The organism is Serratia sp. TMDUHS_CL (assembly GCF_037137105.1).
Taxonomy (GTDB): Bacteria; Pseudomonadota; Gammaproteobacteria; order Enterobacterales; family Enterobacteriaceae; genus Serratia; species Serratia nevei.
Genome location: NZ_JBBBDV010000012.1, coordinates 63,081 through 80,502 on the forward strand (window position 1 = coordinate 63,081; position 17,422 = coordinate 80,502).

Genomic DNA, 17,422 nt, shown 5'->3' on the forward strand with positions numbered 1-17,422 from the left:
TTAAAAATCACCGGCCGCGGCAAGGCGGCGGCCGGCCTTATTGTTCGTAGCGGAAGCGGAACTTTTCTTGTTCGCTGGCGGCGCGCGCCAGGATCCACTGCCGGAAGGCGGCTATTTTACCCAGTTCTGCCTGGCTGTCATGACATACCAGATAAAAAGCGTTTTTGCTGACCAACACATCGTTGAACGGGCACACCAGGCGACCGGCTTCTATCTCGGTTTGCGCCATCACGTTGTTCACCAGCGCCACACCCTGGCCGTGCACCGCCGCCTGCACCACCATGGCGCTGTGGCTGAAGATCGGCCCCTGCTGCACGTTGATGTGCTGCAACCCCAGTTGGCGCGTATAGGCCAGCCAGTCGCGGCGTGAAACGTCATGCAGCAAGGTATGATAAGCCAGATCGTCCGCGGTTTTCAGCGGATGATCGCCGGTCAGCAGGCTCGGCGAACAAACCGGCAGCAAATATTCCGCATACAGACGCTCGGCGCGCAGCCCCGGCCAGTTGCCGCGGCCGTAGAAAATCGCCACGTCGACATCGTCCGCCAGCTTGTCCTCTTCGCGGTCCACCGCCTGGATACGCACGTCGATGCCCGGATAAGCTGAGTTAAAGCCGGACAGGCGCGGCACCAGCCACTGAATGGCGAAGCTCGGCGGCAGACTGACGGTCAATGCCCCCTTGGCGCTGCGCGCCTGCAGCTTGCGCGTCGCCTCGTTGATCGAAGAGAAGATCTCCTTGATATCAAGGTAGTAACTTTGGCCCTCTTCGGTCAGCAGCAGCGAGCGGTTGCGCCGGCGAAACAGCTTCAGCCCGAGGAAGTCCTCCAGCGACTTGATCTGGTGGCTCACCGCGGCCTGGGTCACGAACAGCTCTTCCGCCGCCTTGGTAAAACTCAGGTGGCGAGCGGCCGCATCGAACACACGCAGTGCATTGAGGGGAGGTAAGCGTTTAGACATTAAATTAGCTACTTTTGTGTAACATTAATCCGAATGATTCGGCGCCGAAAATCGGGCGGCTTTGTGTGGCAAGCCATCGGTAAACGCTAACGGCGTATTGCCATTAGTTTTTTTAATCCGAGCCATTATAATTTGTCCGTTGAGGATGCGCCAGCAAATACCTATAGTGGCGGCACTTCCCGGGCCGGAACGAAAAGGGAGTGGGTGTCGAGGACGCCGATGAACTTTTGGCTTGTGGTTGTGATGTTGTGTTTGCAAATTGTCCGGCGATTCCGGACATGGTAGCTAGGCTACTGTTTTTTCACTTCCTGTACATTTACCCTGTCTGTCCATAGTGATTTTATGCAGCACCGCAAAACTTGCGGTGCTTTTTTTTGCCTGACGGTTACTGGTTGCTTTCAACCATCTCTTTCACATCGGCACGGTTGATCTGCTGCTCGACGCCGTTGGCGTCTTTATAGCTGATCATGCCGGTATCGTTGTCCACTTTAGGCTTGCCGTCAGCGACAATGGTGCGTCCGTCATTGGTATGCATCACGTAGTTGCTGGAACAGGCGGCCAGGGTGAACGTAAGCATCAGGGCAGAGAGAACTGCAGCTGTTTTCTTCATTGAGGACTCCTTTGTAGTTTTAAATGCTGAAAAATACCTTTTATGTGTATAGATGCGATTAATTAGCGCACATTTAATAGCATAACAAACTTTCCCAATTTTGCCAGCCGATAAGTCCTAATCGGCGGGAGCGCTTGTCACCGGCGGCAAAATAGGACAGGATCACCCATCGACTCAAGCCAGTGACAATCAGGGTATGACGCCTTTTAACCCCAGCCTTTTTCGCCAACAGTTTCCCGCGCTCGCGCAGGACGGCATCTATCTGGACAGCGCCGCCACCGCGTTGAAACCGCAGGCGGTGATCGACGCCACGCTGCAATTTTATCGCGATGACGCCGCCACCGTGCACCGCAGCCAGCATCGGGCGGCGCAGGATCTGACTGCCCGCTTCGAGCAGGCACGCGGCCAGGTGGCGCAGCTGATCAACGCGCCATCGGCCGACGACATCATCTGGACGCGCGGCACCACCGAGGCGATCAACCTGGTGGCGCAGAGCTACCTGCGCCCACGCCTGCAGCCGGGCGATGAAATCCTGGTGAGCGAAGCGGAACACCACGCCAACCTGATCCCCTGGCTGATGTTGGCAGAGCAAACCGGCGCGCGGGTGGTGAAACTTCCCATCGGCGCCGATCGGTTGCCGGACTTGACGCAGCTGCCCGCCCTGCTCAACGACAAAACCCGCCTGCTAGCGCTGGGGCAAATGTCCAACGTCACCGGCGGCTGCCCGGATCTGGCGCCGGCGATCGCGCTGGCGCATGCCGCCGGCGCACGCGTGATGATCGACGGCGCGCAGGGCGTGGTGCACGGCCCGGCCGACGTACAGCGGCTCGACATCGATTTCTACGCCTTCTCCGGCCACAAGCTGTATGGCCCGACCGGCATCGGCGCGCTGTACGGCAAAACCGAGCTGCTGGCGCAAATGGCGCCGTGGCAAGGCGGCGGCAAGATGCTGACCCAGGCGTCGTTCGACGGCTTTACCCCGCAAAAACCGCCGCACTGCTTCGAAGCCGGCACGCCAAACATCGCCGGCGTGCTGGGGTTGGCCGCGGCGCTCACTTGGCTGAGCGAACAGGACATGGCGGCGGCGGAGCGCTACAGCCGCGAACTGGCTGACCAGGCGGAACAACGGTTGGCGCAGCTGCCGGGCTTTCGCAGCTTCCGCAGCTCCGGTTCCAGCCTGCTGGCATTCGACATCGCCGGCGTACACCACAGCGACATCGTCACGCTGCTGGCGGAGCAAGGCATTGCGCTGCGCGCCGGTCAGCACTGCGCGCAGCCGCTGATGGCTGCGTTAGGCGTCAGCGGCACGCTGCGCGCGTCGTTCGCCCCCTACAATACGCAACAGGACGTCGATACGCTGGTCAGCGCGTTGACTCACGCCCTCGATCTGCTGGCCGACTGACTTGACTCCCGGAGACGCTATGCTCGCCCCCCATCCTTTTGGCCGAGAGATCACCGCCGAAGCGTTGATTGCCACCTTCAGCACGCTGAAACAGTGGGAAGACCGCTACCGCCAGCTGATTATGCTCGCGAAACGGCTACCGCTGCTGCCGGAGGCCTTGCGCAGTGAAGAAATAGCGTTGAGCGGGTGTGAAAACCGCGTCTGGTTGGGGCACCAGTTGCTGGAAGACGGCACGCTGCACTTCTATGGCGACAGCGAAGGCCGCATCGTGCGCGGCCTGTTGGCGGTGCTGCTGACCGAAGTGGAAGGGAAAACGCCGCAGCAGATCGCCGCATTGGATCCGCTGGCGCTGTTCGACCGCCTGGCATTGCGCGCGCAGTTGAGCGCCACCCGCGCCAGCGGCCTGGCGGCGTTGGCCGCCGCCGTAAAGGCGATTGCCGCCCGTTACGCCTGACGCGCCGCCTTCGCCACCATCTTTTTCAGCGCGTGCGACACGGCGACGAAGCCGAAGGTCGCGGTGACCATGGTCGCCGCGCCGAATCCCGCGCTGCAATCCATTCTTTTCGGCCCTTCCGCCGTGCTGCGCGAAGCGCACACCGAACCGTCCGGCTGCGGGTAAACCAGCGGCTCGCTGGAGAAGACGCAGTCGATGCCCAGCTTGCCCTTGCCGTTTTTCACCACGTTGAAATCGTGCTTCAGCCGCTCGCGCAGCTTGGCGGCCAGCGGATCCTGGATGGTTTTCGCCAGATCGGCCACTTCGATCTTGGTCGGATCAGTCTGCCCGCCGGCGCCGCCGGTAGTCACCACCGGGATCTTGAAGCGGCGGCAGTATGACAACAGCGCCGCCTTCGGCCGCACGCTGTCGATCGCGTCGATGACGTAGCTGAAGTTATGGTCCAGCAGCTCGGCGACGTTGTCCGGGGTGATAAAATCGTCGATGCAGGTCACCCGGCATTCCGGGTTAATCGCCAGGATACGCTCCGCCATCACCTCGGTTTTCGATTGCCCGACGTGTTGGCGCAACGCGTGGATCTGGCGGTTGGTATTGGTGACGCAAACATCATCCATGTCGATCAGGGTGATGGCGCCGATGCCGGTGCGCGCCAGTGCCTCAGCCGCCCAGGAACCCACGCCGCCGATGCCGATCACGCAGACGTGCGCCTGCGCGAACACCGCCAGCGCCTGCTGGCCGTACAACCGCGCCGTGCCGCCGAAACGCTGCAGGTAGGCTTCCGAATAAGCTGTGCTCATAACGCTTTAATTACCTTCGTAATGCAAATGATAAGGGCCGGAAAATCCGGCCCTTGCGGGTCACTCTTTTCACGCCGTATGCGTTTAGCGGGTGGCCAGCAACGAACCGCCGCCGTTTGACTGATTGGCGCTGAACAGCTGGCCACCGCCGTTGTTCTTCAGCACCCAGACGCGGCCATAGTGGTTGTAGTATCCCGCCGAGTGGCCGGCTTCCGGCCCGATGCCCTGATACATGTCAAAATGCTGGCCCTTGATGGCGCCGCCCACGTCGAGCGCGACCATCAGGCGCATCTCGTATTTTCCCGTGAATTTGCCCTTGTTGTCCAGCAGCGGCACTTCGGCCAGCAGCGTGGTGCCCGCCGGGATCAGCGAACGGTCGGAGGCCACCGAGGCTTTGGCGATCAGCGGCACTGCGCTGGCGCCCTTCACCGGCGCAAAAGCTTCCGGGCGGAAGAACACGAACGACGGATTTTGCTCCAGCAGCTCACGCACCTCTGCGGCGCTGTGGGTATCCGCCCACTGACGGATCGCCTGCATCGACATGTCCGCCTTGGCCACTTCGCCGCGATCGATCAGCACCTTGCCGATGCTGCGATAGGCGTGGCCGTTCTTGCCGCCGTAGCCGAAGAACACCAGCGGCTGACCGTTGCCGTAGTCGACGTAGCCACTGCCCTGGACTTCCATCATGAAGTTGTCCATCAGCGAGTTGGTGTAAGCGATGATATAGCGATCGTCGAGCGCGCCGGAATAGATGCCCGCGCGATCCGGCAAGCGGCCTCTGCCCTTCGGCGGCATGCGGTACAGCGGATAGCGGAACTCGCCCTGTTGGGTATAGCGCGCCTGCACCACCGGCGTGTAGTAGCCGGTAAACTGCACGTTGCCGTAATTGTCGACGCCTTCCATCTGGTAAGCGCTGAGGCCATACTGGCTCAGCATGCGCGTGTCGGCGCCGGACGCCATCCAGCTTTGCACCGCCTGATAGGTGCTGTTGTTGCGGTTAAACAGCGAAGGCGATGCGTACTTGATCTCCATCAGCTGATCCGAGTAGTCCTTGGCGTTGACCGGCGAACCTTTGGCGTTGGGCTGATTGACCAGCTCCAGCGATTGATCCAGACGGCCGTCTTTATACTGCTGACCCCGATCGGTCGGCTTGGACGAACAGCCCGCCAACACCGCCACCATCAACCCGCCCAACAGGTATTTGCCCCAACGTCCTTTCATCGCGCACACTCTCAAACTGATATGATCTACCGGCTGAACGATAACAAACGCTCATTGATAAAGGAATCGCTGCAAATAAAAAAAGCCGCACGGAGGATGGTGATGAAAAAGAAGGCAAATTGCGGGCAAATCCAGCAGAAAAACGGGTTTAGGCCAATAAAATGCAAAAAGGGTTTGCAACAAAACGCATGGAGAGTATAGTGCGCATCCATCGGACGCGGGGTGGAGCAGCCTGGTAGCTCGTCGGGCTCATAACCCGAAGGTCGTCGGTTCAAATCCGGCCCCCGCAACCAACCGATGCCGCATTAGCGGTATTTGCGTTTGGCTTCGATAACAAAGTATTATACGGACGCGGGGTGGAGCAGCCTGGTAGCTCGTCGGGCTCATAACCCGAAGGTCGTCGGTTCAAATCCGGCCCCCGCAACCAACCGAATGTCGTACCAGCGGCATAACATGAACGGTGGTTTCGTAGTAATACAGCATCAAGACGGACGCGGGGTGGAGCAGCCTGGTAGCTCGTCGGGCTCATAACCCGAAGGTCGTCGGTTCAAATCCGGCCTCCGCAACCAACTCTTGATGACAACAGACAAGCACCCTGACGGGTGTTTTTTTGTATCTGCAATCCGCAAAAATAGCCGGACTCGCGCCCGGCCCTGCTTCTATCGGCTCGCCAGCGCGCCGCCGTTGGCGAAATAAGCCTTGATGCCAGCCAGAATCGACTCCGCCACCTGCTGCTGGAAATGGCTGGTGCGCAGCTTGCGCTCTTCTTCAATGTTGCTGATAAACGCCGTTTCCACCAGGATCGACGGGATATCCGGCGCCTTCAACACCGCAAAACCGGCCTGATCGACGCGATTCTTGTGCAACCGGTTGATTTTCCCCATCCGATTCAACACTTCCTTGCCGAACTTCAGGCTGTCGTTGATGGTCGCGGTCTGAATCAGATCGAACATGGTGTGGTCGAGATAGCGGTCGCCGCTCTTGCTGACGCCGCCGATTTGGTCCGACGCGTTCTGCGTCTGCGCCAGGAACTTGGCCGCCGAGCTGGTGGCGCCCTTGGTGGACAACGCGAACACCGATGAACCGCGCGCCGCGCGGCTGGTAAAGGCATCGGCGTGAATCGAAACGAACAGATCCGCGCGCTGCTTGCGCGCCTTGGCGACGCGCACCTTGAGCGGGATAAACACGTCTTCGTTGCGCGTCATGAACACCTTCATGTTCGGCTCGCGCTTGATCATAGCGCTCAGCTTGCGGGCAATCTGCAGCACGATGTCTTTCTCGCGCGTCTTGTACTTGCCGATCGCGCCGGGATCTTCGCCGCCGTGGCCAGGATCCAGCATGATGACGATCGGCCGATCGCGCCCCGCTTTGCCAGCCTGCGGCGCTTCCGGCGGCAGCGTGCGCTCCAGATCGCCCTTGTTGTAATCTTCCAGTAACGCCAGTAGCGGATCATACTCCTCACCGCCGCTGCCGCCCTTGGTCGGGTAGAGATCCATGACCAGACGGTTGCGATACTCCGGCACCGGCGCCAGCGTGAAAATATGCGGGCTGACGCTCTGCTTGAGCTCCAGCACCAGCCGCACGGTATTCTGATCGAACTGGCCGACGCGCGCCTGCTTGAGATACGGATCGTCGGCACGCACCTGCCCGGCAATGCCTTTCAGCACGCTGTTGAGGTGTTCGCCTTCGATATCCACCACCACGCGATCGGGATTGGTCAGGGCAAACTGCTTGTATTTCAGTTCGACGTTGGATTCGAGCGTGACGCGGGTATAAGTCGAGGATGGCCAGACGCGCACGGCGATCACGTGCGATGACGCGGCGAAGCCCGTGCGACTCACACTCAGCAACCAGCTGGCGGCAACGCCCTGTAATAAACGACGGCGGCCCAGATTGTGATTAGAGTTTGGCATGCGGCTCCGGCAGTAATAGCTGTTTACAACAGATGAAAAAAACACCAATAGAATGGGGATGCCGAAAACTTTAACCAATCATTCCAGCCCTGTCATCAGAAAATCTTTTTATGGTTTTTCAATTTATTAACGATTTAGCACCCTTAGCGCACTCTTCATGACGATTTCCCACTTGCCATTGGCACCATAAAAGAATAAAAATACAAAAATATCGTATAAATATGCAAAAGAGGTTTAGCCGTGAAGGAACGTAGTACAGAGCTGGTGCAAGGATTCCGTCACTCAGTCCCCTATATCAACGCCCACCGCGGCAAAACGTTTGTCATCATGCTCGGCGGGGAAGCCATCGAACACGAGAATTTCTCCAATATTGTCAACGATATCGGGCTGCTGCATAGTCTGGGCATTCGCCTGGTGGTGGTTTACGGCGCACGGCCGCAGATCGACGCCAATCTGGCGCAACATAACCATGAGCCGATCTACCACAAGCACATCCGCGTGACCGACGCCCATACGCTCGAACTGGTCAAGCAGGCCGCCGGTTTATTGCAGCTCGACATCACCGCCCGGCTGTCGATGAGCCTCAACAACACGCCGCTGCAAGGCGCGCACATTAACGTGGTCAGCGGCAACTTCATCATCGCACAGCCGCTGGGCATCGATGACGGCATCGACTACTGCCACAGCGGCCGTATTCGCCGCATCGATGAAGAAGCGATCCACCGCCAGCTCGACAGCAACGCCATCGTGCTGATCGGCCCGGTCGCGGTTTCGGTCACCGGCGAGAGCTTCAACCTGACTTCGGAAGAAGTGGCTACCCAGCTGGCGATCAAACTGAAAGCGGAAAAAATGATCGGTTTCTGCTCCTCACAAGGCGTGACCGACGCGGAAGGCAACATCCTTTCCGAGCTGTTCCCCAACGACGCGCAAAAGCGCCTTGAAGAGCTGGAGGAAGGCGGCGACTACCATTCCGGCACCGTGCGCTTCCTGCGCGGCGCGGTGAAAGGCTGCCGCAGCGGCGTGCGCCGCAGCCACCTGATCAGCTACCAGGAGGACGGTGCGCTGGTGCAGGAGTTGTTCTCGCGCGACGGCATCGGCACCCAAATCGTGATGGAGAGCGCCGAACAGGTGCGCCGGGCGACGATCAACGACATCGGCGGCATTCTGGAGCTGATCCGGCCGCTCGAACAGCAGGGTATTTTGGTGCGCCGTTCGCGCGAACAGTTGGAGATGGAGATCGACAAGTTCACCATTATCGAACGCGACAACCTGACCATCGCCTGCGCGGCGCTGTACCCGTTCTTAGAGGAAAAAATCGGTGAGATGGCCTGTGTCGCAGTACATCCTGATTACCGCAGCTCTTCGCGCGGCGAGATGCTGCTGCAGCGGGTGGAAAACCAGGCGCGGCAGATGGGGCTGAAGAAGCTGTTCGTGCTGACCACCCGCAGCATCCACTGGTTCCAGGAACGCGGATTCACCCCGGCGGAAGTCGACGTGCTGCCGATGCAAAAGCAGGCGCTGTATAACTACCAGCGCCGTTCCAAAATCCTGCTGGCCGATCTGTAATCCCCACGGCGCGGCCGTTGCCGCGCCTCTTCAACGCTTATTCCGTCGCCTGCAGCCGTTCAGCCAATCCGCTACGACGCTGAGTCGGCATGCGAATGGCCCGCAGCAACACCGCCTCCGTGGCATACAGCGAGAGCTGCTTACGCGCGCGAGTGATCGCGGTATAGACCAGCTCACGCGTCAGCACCGGCAGGAAGTGATTCGGCAACACCAGGACCGTATGGTCAAATTCCGATCCCTGAGATTTGTGCACCGTCATGGCATAGGCGGTTTCATGCGCCGGCAAACGGCTCGGCTGCACCGACTTGATGCTGCCGTCCGGCAGTTGGAAATGTACGCGCAGATCGCCGTGCTCATCCGGCAGCGTAATGCCGATATCCCCATTGAACAGCCCCAGCGCGCTGTCGTTGCGGCCGATCATCACCGGCCGCCCCCGGTACCAGCGGCCGAGCACGCCCGGTTTGCGGTCGATCAGACCGGCACGCTGCAGCCCGAGCTCAATACGATCATTCAAGCCGGCGACGCCGAACGGCCCTTCACGCAGCGCGCACAGCACCTGAAAACGGCCAAAGGCCGCCAGCACCGCCGCCGCGTCCGCACCTTCGGCGGTCAGCCGCAAATAGTCGCGATAGCCCGCCACGCAAGCATCCAACAGCGCCTGATACTCTTCGCTCGTCGCCAGCGCATAGCCCGTGACATCGCCGAAACTGCCGTTTAATGCCGCCAGCGCGCGATCCCCCGCACCGGCATTGACCGCCAACGCCAGCTGACCGATGCCGGAACGGGCATCGAAACGGTAGCTCTTGCGCAGCAGACACAGGCTGTCGCGCACCGCCGCTTCCGCATCGGCCTGCCGCCCTGCGAGCGAACAGCCGGTCAGGCGGCTCAGCTCTGCGGCACGCGCGTCGCTGTATCCCTGCTCGGCAAAGCGGCAAATATCTCCCAGCACCGCGCCGGCCTCCACCGAGGCCAGCTGATCGCGGTCGCCGAGGAAAATCACCCGCGCCCGATCGGGCAGCGCGGCAATCAGGCGTGCCATCATCGGCAGATCGACCATCGAGGCCTCATCCACCACCAGCACATCCAAATGCAGCCGGTTGCCACGGTGATAGCGCATGCGCTGACTGTTCGGTTGCGCCCCCAACAGACGGTGCAACGTCGCCGCCTCCGTCGGGAACAGCGCCTGCTGCGCCGGGGTCAGCGCCAACTGGCGGCTGGCGCTGCCAAGCGACTCCGTCAGACGCGCCGCCGCCTTGCCGGTCGGTGCCGCCAGCTGAATGCGCAAGCGCGCGCCTTCATCCAGCTGCACCAGCGCCGCCAACAGCTTGGCGACGGTGGTGGTTTTACCGGTGCCAGGCCCGCCGGAAATGACCGCGATACGCCGCGTGGCGGCCACTGCGGCGGCGATCTTCTGCCAATCGGGTTCATCGCTCGCCGCGCCGAACAAGCGGTCGAGAATGGTGCGCAGCTCAGCCTCCGGTACCGCCAACGACTCGCCTTCACCGCCGATAAACGCCGCCACTTCACCTTCGTTTTGCCACATGCGCTGCAGATACAGGCGCGGCCCGCGCAGCACCAGTGGCGTAGCGCTACTGCCGTCCCCGACCGCTGCGCTGGCCGCCAAACGCTGCTGCCAACGCGCGCTATCCGGTCGCCCGGCCGCCTCCCACACCGCCAACGCCAACGCCGGCTGGCGCCCTTCAAACAACGTGTCCGCCTGCAGTTGCTCCAGCATCAGACAGACGTGGCCGGCCCCCGCTTCTGCGCTCAGGCAAGCGGCGGCCAGCAAAATATCGGGCTCGTCTTCATTCGCCACCACGCGGGCGAACTGCACGTCCAGCGGGCGCAGCACGCCAAGTGCCACCGCCTGCTCCAGCAGTGCGATCATGATCCTTCCTCCGTCGCCGCAGCTTCGCCGCTGAACAAGCGATCCATCCCCTCCACCAGCTCAAACTTGGGGAGACAGGTGAAAATGCCGTTGCCCGGGTGCGCCGCATCCACGCCGCGCAGGAACAGATAAATCACCCCGCCAAAATGGCGCCGATAATCGTAATCCGGCAACCGATGACGCAGATAACGATGCAGCGCCAGCGTATACAGCTGGTATTGCAGATCGTAACGATGCTCCGCCATCGCCTGCTCCATCGCCGGCCGGGTATAGGCGCTACTGTCTTCCCCCAGCCAGTTGGACTTGTAGTCCAGCAGGTAGTATTTGCCCTGCCAGCAGAACACCAGGTCGATAAAGCCTTTCAGCATGCCCTGTACCTGATGAAAATCCAGCGCCGGACAGCGGGTGGAAAGCGGATCGTAACGCTTCACCAGGGCATCGAGCTCCTTCGCCTGCAACAGCCGGTTGATCGGCAAATAGAACTGCAGCTCGGCCTGCTTGTGCTGCGGCGTCAGCGCCGCCAGCGTCACGCCGCTGTCGGCGAGCGGCGTATTGAGCAATACCCGCATCCACGCCAGCAAAATCGGCTGCCAATGTTCGGCGAACCCGTGCTGTTGCAGCTGTGCCAGCAGCCACTGTTCGTCCAACGGCTGAGTGAAATCCAGCGTTTCGAACAGGCTGTGCAGGAAGGTGCCGGGCGTTGCGCCGCGCGGGAAGGTATGCGGTGTGAGCGCTGGCTCACTTTCTTCCCCGCGCTCGCCCGCGGCGTCGACATCCAGACGCGGCAGCAGATCCTGCATCAGGCTCGCGCCGTGCTGTTGCAAACCGGTATAGCTGGTCACCCGCCAAAAATCCTGGATCCGCCGGGTAAAACTTTTCGCCTCCAGCGCTTCGGTCAGCGACGCCTGGGGCTGCCAGGGCACCTCGTCCGGCGGTTCCACCAGCGACAGCGCAATACCGCCGCCCGCCAGTTGCTGCAGCCGCTCTTGCAGATACGCGGCGTCGCCGGCCTGCCCGCCCTGCACCAGATAACCCAATGCGCTGCGGTGCAGATCGGTCTCGCCCTGTTTCTTGCGCGTGCCCTGGAACAACGGCGCAATGCCGATGCTGCAGTGATACACCGAGCGGGTCAGCGCGACGTACAGCAGACGCAGGTCTTCCGCCAACCGCTCCTCCTCCGCCCAGGCCTGGCTCTCTTCATTGGCGTCGAGATCCAGCAATGCCTGGAAGCTGTGGCGATCGTGATACAGCGCCTGTTGCTGCTGGCGGAAATTGCCGACGAACGGCAGCCACACCAGATCGAATTCCAGCCCCTTGGACTTGTGGATGGTGATCACCTGCACCAGATGCCGGTCGCTCTCCAGCCGCAGCTGTTGATTGTCGGACTGGCGATTAGGCTGGGCAATCTGCTGCGCCAACCAGCGAACCAGCGCATGCTCGCTGTCGAGCTGCGCCGCCGCCTCTTGCAACAGCTCCCCCAGGTGCAGCACGTCGGTCAAGCGACGCTCGCCGCCGGCGCTGGCCAGCAGGTTCTCCGCCAGCTGGCGCGCTTTCATCACCTCGCTCAGCATCGGCAACACGCCGCGGCGCAGCCAGAGCGTGCGGTAATTGTCGAATTCATTAACCAACGCGTCCCAGGCACGCTCATCGCGGCTCAGGCCGTCCAGCGTCGGCGCGTCCAACCCCATCAGCCCGGTGGCCATGGCGCTGCGCAGCGTGCGCTCCTGTTCCGGCGCCAACACCGCCTGCAACAACCACAGCAGGTCTTTGGCCTCCGGGGTGTCGAACACGCTGTCGCGGTTGGACAGATACACCGACGGAATGGACAGCGCGCTCAGCGCATCGCGCACCAACGCCGCCTCATTGCGGCTGCGCACCAGCACTGTGATATCGGAGGCTTGTACCGAACGAGGCTCCTTGCCGCCCTGCAACCATGCCTGGCCCTGCTGCCCGGCGCTGAGCCAGTCGCGAATTTGCGTGGCGCACAAGCGCGCCATCAACTGTTGGTAATCACTTACACCGGCGCCTTCCCCCTGCTGCAGCCAGAACTGCATCGCCGCTTGCGGCTTGCCGTGCAGGTCAAACGCCAGCCCTTGGTTCTTTTCCGCCGCGCTGACCTCGATAAAGGGGATTTGGCCGAACAGGAAAGGCTTTTCTACCTGAGAAAACAGGTGATTGACGCTGGCGACCATCGACGGCGACGAGCGCCAGTTGGTCTCCAGCGTATAGTGGGCGCTCACCTCTGAACGCGCCCGCATGTAGGTAAAAATGTCGGCGCCGCGAAAGGCGTAAATCGCCTGCTTGGGATCGCCGATCAGCAGCAGGCCGCAATCGGGCCGGCCGACGTAAAGCTTTTGGAAAATACGGTATTGCTGCGGATCGGTATCCTGGAATTCATCGATCATCGCCACCGGGTAGCGCTGACGGATCGCCTGCGCCAGCTGTTCACCACCGCCGCTTTGCAGGGCGCCGTCCAGCCGGCTGAGCAGGTCGTCAAACCCCAGCTCGGCGCGCTGGCGCTTTTCCTGCTGAATGGAAGTGCGGATCTCGCTGAGCGCACGCGCCATGATCAGGTCGCGCAGCGTCAACGGCTCATCGAACAGCTCGTCGATCGCCGTGAACAGCACATGCCGCGGCGGCTCGCCTTTCTTGGTCTTCTCCAGCAGCACCGACTGGCGAAATTTCTCCAGTTCCTTCGGCAGCTGATAGTCCTGAGTCTCCTGCCCGCTCCATTCGCCGACCTTGTTCAGCCAGTTCGGCAGGTGCTTGCTGCTGTAACTGCGCTTATCGACGCCGGACTGGGCGATCAACGCCCCCAGATCGCCCGCCGCCGCCCGCCATTGCGCCTTGATGGCGTCAATGCGCGCGACGATCTGCTCGTGGCGCATCAGGACGGTTTCTTCGTCCTTCGGCGGGCGACGCAGCGCCGGCGCTTCACCATGCAGATAGCCGGAGAGATCGGCCAGCAACGCTTCCGGGCCGCTCCACTCCTGGCTGACCGCGCGCGCCACGCCCAGCGGCAACGGATAGCAGTGGCGACGCCAGAAATCCGCACAGGCCTGCCGCCGCAGCGGCAGCTCGTCCTGCACCAGCGTTTGCTCAAACAGCATGCCGGATTCGAAGGCGTTGTGCGTCAGCATTCGTTGGCAAAAGCCGTGAATGGTGTAGATTGCCGCTTCGTCCATCTGCCGCTCCGCCGCCAGCAGCTGCGAGGCGGCGTCGGTCAAATCGTCAATTTCAGCCATCAGCGCCGAAAACAGCGGGTTGGCGCTGACGCCCCGCACGCAGGCGATGCGTAATCCGTGAATATTGTCGCGGATACGCCCGCGCAGCTCCTCGGTGGCGGCCTCGGTAAAGGTCACCACCAGGATTTCTTCTACCGTCAGCGGACGAGGAAACGCCGCTTCACCGCCCAATCCCAGCAGCAAACGCAGGTACAGCGCGCCGATGGTAAAGGTTTTGCCGGTGCCCGCCGACGCCTCGATCAGGCGTTCGCCGAACAGCGGCAGCGTCAGCGGCTCCAGCCTCTGCGGGGCCGTTTCCGTCATGGCGTCGCCACTTTGCGCGGTAGGATCTGCTGCAATGCAGACGCGTTCGGATAGGTGACCCAGTCCTTAGGCGCCGCGTAATCCGCCTTGTCTTGCCCGCTGCCGCTCACCTGTGACAGCACCGCCAGCCCCTGTGGCTGGATCACCGCCTGGTGGAAATAATCCGCCAGCTTGGCCGGCGTCAGCTGCTGCACCTGCGCGATCAGCTTCTGACGGGTATCGAAGGCGAAATTGCCGCGATCGAAATCGTTGGCGAACCGGCTGGCCTCTTCGCTCAGGGTTTGCGGCCGCTGCTTCAGCTCATTGATGAGCGCCTGTTTGTACTGCTCAAAGTCCGCCTCGCTCATGTCGCGCAAGCGCTTCTCGGTTTTCGGGTAGAAATCCTGATAACGCTGGTACAGGTAGGCCGGCTGCTTGCTGTTGCTCTGCAACAGGAAGCCCACGCCCCACTGGCGCCCCACCGACATCGGGAAGGCAAAGACCGCATACCCCAATTGCTCCTGAGTGCGCAGTTGGCTATAGAACCACGGCTGAATAATCTGCCCCAGCAGCGAGCTGTAGGCCATACCGGTCACTTCGTCGTAGCCGGTCGGCACATAGACCGCCGCCAGCGCCGAGTCGGTGCTGCTGCCCACCTGTTGCAGGTTGGCCAGCTGATTCTTGTCCACCACCACGTCTTCGCCGTGCCACCATTCGATGCCGGTACAGCCCAGGCGATGCTTCAGCGTCGACGCCAGCGTGTCGACCTGCTGCTTGCTCATGTTGCCCACCACCAACAGCTCTGGCGTGGCCTCGGCCAACAAGCTATCGCGATAGGCCAGCACGTCTTTCAGCGTCAGCGTCTTCAGCACTTCGCGGCGCTCGCTGCGTTCGGAATACGGCACGCGGGAAACCATCTGCACCGGCTGAATGGCCAGCTCAAACGCCTTGCCCTTCTCGGCGGCGTCCAACTGTTCCAGATACCAGGATTTGGCCTGCGCCAGCTGATCTTCCGTCGGCGTGAAGCTGGAATAGCCCTCAATCAGCGCCGTCAGCAACTGCGGCAAACGCTGGGTAAAACCGTTGGCGTTAAACATCAGGCCGTTGTTCGGCGAGGTCGAGAAGCTCAGCCCGCCGACCGATGCCTGATAGCTCAGCTGATCCAGCGCGAGGCCGGCCAGATAATCCGTCAGCGAGAACAGCACCTGGTTACGCGCGGAATCCATGGTTTTGGCGTTGCGGAAAGCGACGGTGACGTCGGCCTTCGGCTCGTCGGCGAAGTAACGGCTCGGCATGTACAGCACGCGCAGGCCAGGTTTATCCACCACCATTTCCGGCTTTTTGAACTCGTGCGACGGCTTGGTCAGGGTAAAGTCATCCGGGATATACGGGTTGAGCGCTGGCAACGACAGGGAAATGCCGCTGCCCAGCTGCTGCCACTGCGTAAAACGCTGCGGCGTGATTTTGTCGACCTGGTAAGGCGCGTTGACGAAATAGGCCGTCTTGTTGTGCGGCTCATCCGGGCTGACGAACCAGATGCGCGCGTTTTGCGGCGTCATGGCATCCAGACGTTCGGCGATCGCCTTAGGATCATAACGATCGGCCAGGTAAGGCGCGTCCAGCGCATGCTCAACCGGCACGCGCAGCATGGTGTCCACCAGCCATTCGATGTAGTCCATGTCGCGCGTGATCGACGGATAACGGAAATCCAGATTCAGAACATGCGAGATTTCGTCGAAGTAGCTCTGCTTGATGCCTTCGCTGCGCAGCATTTTCAGGTAGTTGAAAATGGCGGCGACGACTTCGTCGCGCTGGGCCAGGCCTTTGTCGGTCAGTGAAACGCTGATGGCGAAGACGCCGCCGTTGCGATCGACCATCGGATCGGCGCCGGCATTGATGGCGTCCGCCAACCCCTGCTTCTGCAACCAGTCAGACAGGGTGTTCTTGCTGCGGTTGCCGATCAGGTAGCTGATGTAGGTATCGGTTTTGCTGCGAAACGCGGCGCTGTTGTTATCGATGCGGAACTCGACCTTCAGCTGCTTGCGCGGCTGCGCCGGCACATAGTGAATGATGATGCCCTGCTGTTCCGGCGTCACGGCCGGCACGGTGATCGGCGGCACGCTGGCGTCGTGATTCGGCACGCGGCCAAAGGTTTTCGCCGCAATATCAGCCAGCTGCGACAGCGGCTGATTGCCGTACAAAACGCCCATCATCAGGTTGGCGGAGTAGTAGCGTTTATAGAAGCCGGTCAGCTCATCGTGCAACTTGCTGTCCGGCTTGTCTTTCAGCGTATCGAGATTACCGCCGGAGAAGCGCGCGCTCGGATGCGCCGGGTTAAGGGTTTCCGCGCCGACCTGCGCCATACGCATGCCGTCGCGCGAACGCGCCATCGTCAATTCGGCGTTCACCGCGTTGCGCTCGCGATCGGCATTGCCCGGATCCAGCAGCGGCTCGGCAATGGCGTCGGCCATGCGATCGACCGCCGGCTCCAGCGCGTCATTTTCCACTTCCAGATAGAAGGCTGTGCGATAAGAGGCCGTGCTGGCGTTGTGGCTGCCACCGTGCTTTTTCAGGAATTCGGACAGGTTCTCCGGCTCTGGGTAACGTTTGGAGCCCATCAGTACCATATGCTCCAGATAGTGCGCCAAGCCCAGTTGGCTGTTCGGATCTTCGAGTGACCCGACCGGCAATGCCAGCGCCGCCAGCGATTTCGGAGCCTGGGCATCGGACACCAGCAACACCGTCATGCCGTTAGCCAACTTGATCGCTTCATACTGACGTGGATCGTGTTCGCTCTTGTTGATCTTCTCCGCCAGCGGTTGCCATCCTTGCGCGGCCCAACTCAACGGTGCCCAACACATAGCCAATAATACCAGCCCGGCGATACGGGCCAACTGTCTGCGCATATCCAAAATAAACCCCTATTCTGACGTCGCTACGCCCACTCCCTGACGTTGGCGACGTGCATCAAAACCACATAACCAAATCGGTACTCGCCGGGTTCTTCGCCAATGTGGCGGCCCGAAACACGGCGGGTATATGCCTGTACGTTATGTAAGACCGGGAATTACCCCAATGGTTGAATATAA

Annotated in this window: 11 protein-coding genes and 3 tRNA genes; 6 read left to right on the forward strand and 8 right to left on the reverse strand. The window is 61.1% G+C overall.

The window, feature by feature from the left end:
- Window positions 1-37 precede the first annotated feature (37 nt).
- Window positions 38-955, reverse strand: coding sequence for a transcriptional regulator GcvA (locus WCL58_RS19885; RefSeq protein WP_004931894.1), 918 nt, complete (start codon window positions 953-955; stop codon window positions 38-40).
- 385 nt (window positions 956-1,340) lie between these two features.
- Window positions 1,341-1,565 (reverse strand): YgdI/YgdR family lipoprotein, encoded by a 225-nt coding sequence (locus WCL58_RS19890; protein WP_025304050.1) that lies wholly within the window; start codon window positions 1,563-1,565, stop codon window positions 1,341-1,343.
- 196 nt (window positions 1,566-1,761) lie between these two features.
- On the opposite strand from WCL58_RS19890, the gene csdA reads away from it, so the two are divergent.
- The gene (gene csdA / locus WCL58_RS19895) at window positions 1,762-2,967 is read left to right on the forward strand and encodes a cysteine desulfurase CsdA (protein ID WP_336851516.1); all 1,206 of its coding nucleotides are present in this window, start codon (window positions 1,762-1,764) and stop codon (window positions 2,965-2,967) included.
- A 19-nt stretch (window positions 2,968-2,986) separates the two neighbouring features.
- Entirely contained in the window at window positions 2,987-3,421 is a 435-nt protein-coding gene (gene csdE, locus WCL58_RS19900) for a cysteine desulfurase sulfur acceptor subunit CsdE (RefSeq protein WP_336851517.1), read from the forward strand.
- On the opposite strand, the gene tcdA is transcribed toward csdE, so the two are convergent.
- Together tcdA and mltA are read right to left on the reverse strand one after the other, a co-directional pair.
- Entirely contained in the window at window positions 3,412-4,218 is an 807-nt protein-coding gene (gene tcdA, locus WCL58_RS19905; protein ID WP_129993592.1) for a tRNA cyclic N6-threonylcarbamoyladenosine(37) synthase TcdA, read from the reverse strand. The genes csdE and tcdA overlap by 10 nt on opposite strands.
- 84 nt (window positions 4,219-4,302) lie before the next feature.
- The gene (gene mltA / locus WCL58_RS19910) at window positions 4,303-5,439 is read right to left on the reverse strand and encodes a murein transglycosylase A (protein ID WP_004931884.1); all 1,137 of its coding nucleotides are present in this window, start codon (window positions 5,437-5,439) and stop codon (window positions 4,303-4,305) included.
- A 216-nt stretch (window positions 5,440-5,655) separates the two neighbouring features.
- On the opposite strand from mltA, the gene WCL58_RS19915 reads away from it, so the two are divergent.
- The 3 genes from WCL58_RS19915 to WCL58_RS19925 all read left to right on the forward strand — a co-directional run bounded on the left by WCL58_RS19915 (window position 5,656) and on the right by WCL58_RS19925 (window position 6,008).
- Window positions 5,656-5,732 (forward strand) — tRNA-Met (locus WCL58_RS19915).
- Between the two features lie 57 nt (window positions 5,733-5,789).
- Window positions 5,790-5,866 (forward strand) — tRNA-Met (locus tag WCL58_RS19920).
- A gap of 65 nt (window positions 5,867-5,931) precedes the next feature.
- Window positions 5,932-6,008 (forward strand) — tRNA-Met (locus WCL58_RS19925).
- Between the two features lie 90 nt (window positions 6,009-6,098).
- Here the strand turns inward: WCL58_RS19925 and amiC are convergent.
- The gene (gene amiC, locus WCL58_RS19930) at window positions 6,099-7,352 is read right to left on the reverse strand and encodes an N-acetylmuramoyl-L-alanine amidase AmiC (RefSeq protein ID WP_336851518.1); all 1,254 of its coding nucleotides are present in this window, start codon (window positions 7,350-7,352) and stop codon (window positions 6,099-6,101) included.
- A 240-nt stretch (window positions 7,353-7,592) separates the two neighbouring features.
- On the opposite strand from amiC, the gene argA reads away from it, so the two are divergent.
- The gene (gene argA, locus WCL58_RS19935; protein WP_049296158.1) at window positions 7,593-8,918 is read left to right on the forward strand and encodes an amino-acid N-acetyltransferase; all 1,326 of its coding nucleotides are present in this window, start codon (window positions 7,593-7,595) and stop codon (window positions 8,916-8,918) included.
- Between the two features lie 37 nt (window positions 8,919-8,955).
- On the opposite strand, the gene recD is transcribed toward argA, so the two are convergent.
- The 3 genes from recD to ptrA are packed head-to-tail and all read right to left on the reverse strand — an operon-like array spanning window position 8,956 to window position 17,239.
- A complete protein-coding gene (recD, locus tag WCL58_RS19940) occupies window positions 8,956-10,806 on the reverse strand; it encodes an exodeoxyribonuclease V subunit alpha (RefSeq protein WP_201966090.1) in 1,851 nt (616 codons plus the stop codon).
- Complete coding sequence (gene recB, locus WCL58_RS19945; protein WP_336851519.1) at window positions 10,803-14,354, reverse strand: exodeoxyribonuclease V subunit beta; 3,552 nt, start codon at window positions 14,352-14,354, stop codon at window positions 10,803-10,805. The genes recD and recB overlap by 4 nt, the downstream gene beginning before the upstream one ends.
- Complete coding sequence (gene ptrA / locus WCL58_RS19950) at window positions 14,351-17,239, reverse strand: pitrilysin (RefSeq protein WP_070913928.1); 2,889 nt, start codon at window positions 17,237-17,239, stop codon at window positions 14,351-14,353. Before ptrA ends, recB begins: the two co-directional genes overlap by 4 nt.
- Window positions 17,240-17,422: the final 183 nt, after the last annotated feature.

What these genes read in the sequence shown, in the direction of transcription:
- WCL58_RS19885 (WP_004931894.1), bottom strand. Translation starts at nt 955, where the DNA reads ATGTCTAAACGCTTACCTCCCCTCAATGCACTGCGTGTGTTCGATGCG.
- WCL58_RS19890 (WP_025304050.1), bottom strand. Translation starts at nt 1,565, where the DNA reads ATGAAGAAAACAGCTGCAGTTCTCTCTGCCCTGATGCTTACGTTCACC.
- csdA (WP_336851516.1), top strand. Translation starts at nt 1,762, where the DNA reads ATGACGCCTTTTAACCCCAGCCTTTTTCGCCAACAGTTTCCCGCGCTC.
- csdE (WP_336851517.1), top strand. Translation starts at nt 2,987, where the DNA reads ATGCTCGCCCCCCATCCTTTTGGCCGAGAGATCACCGCCGAAGCGTTG.
- tcdA (WP_129993592.1), bottom strand. Translation starts at nt 4,218, where the DNA reads ATGAGCACAGCTTATTCGGAAGCCTACCTGCAGCGTTTCGGCGGCACG.
- mltA (WP_004931884.1), bottom strand. Translation starts at nt 5,439, where the DNA reads ATGAAAGGACGTTGGGGCAAATACCTGTTGGGCGGGTTGATGGTGGCG.
- amiC (WP_336851518.1), bottom strand. Translation starts at nt 7,352, where the DNA reads ATGCCAAACTCTAATCACAATCTGGGCCGCCGTCGTTTATTACAGGGC.
- recD (WP_201966090.1), bottom strand. Translation starts at nt 10,806, where the DNA reads ATGATCGCACTGCTGGAGCAGGCGGTGGCACTTGGCGTGCTGCGCCCG.
- recB (WP_336851519.1), bottom strand. Translation starts at nt 14,354, where the DNA reads ATGACGGAAACGGCCCCGCAGAGGCTGGAGCCGCTGACGCTGCCGCTG.
- ptrA (WP_070913928.1), bottom strand. Translation starts at nt 17,239, where the DNA reads ATGCGCAGACAGTTGGCCCGTATCGCCGGGCTGGTATTATTGGCTATG.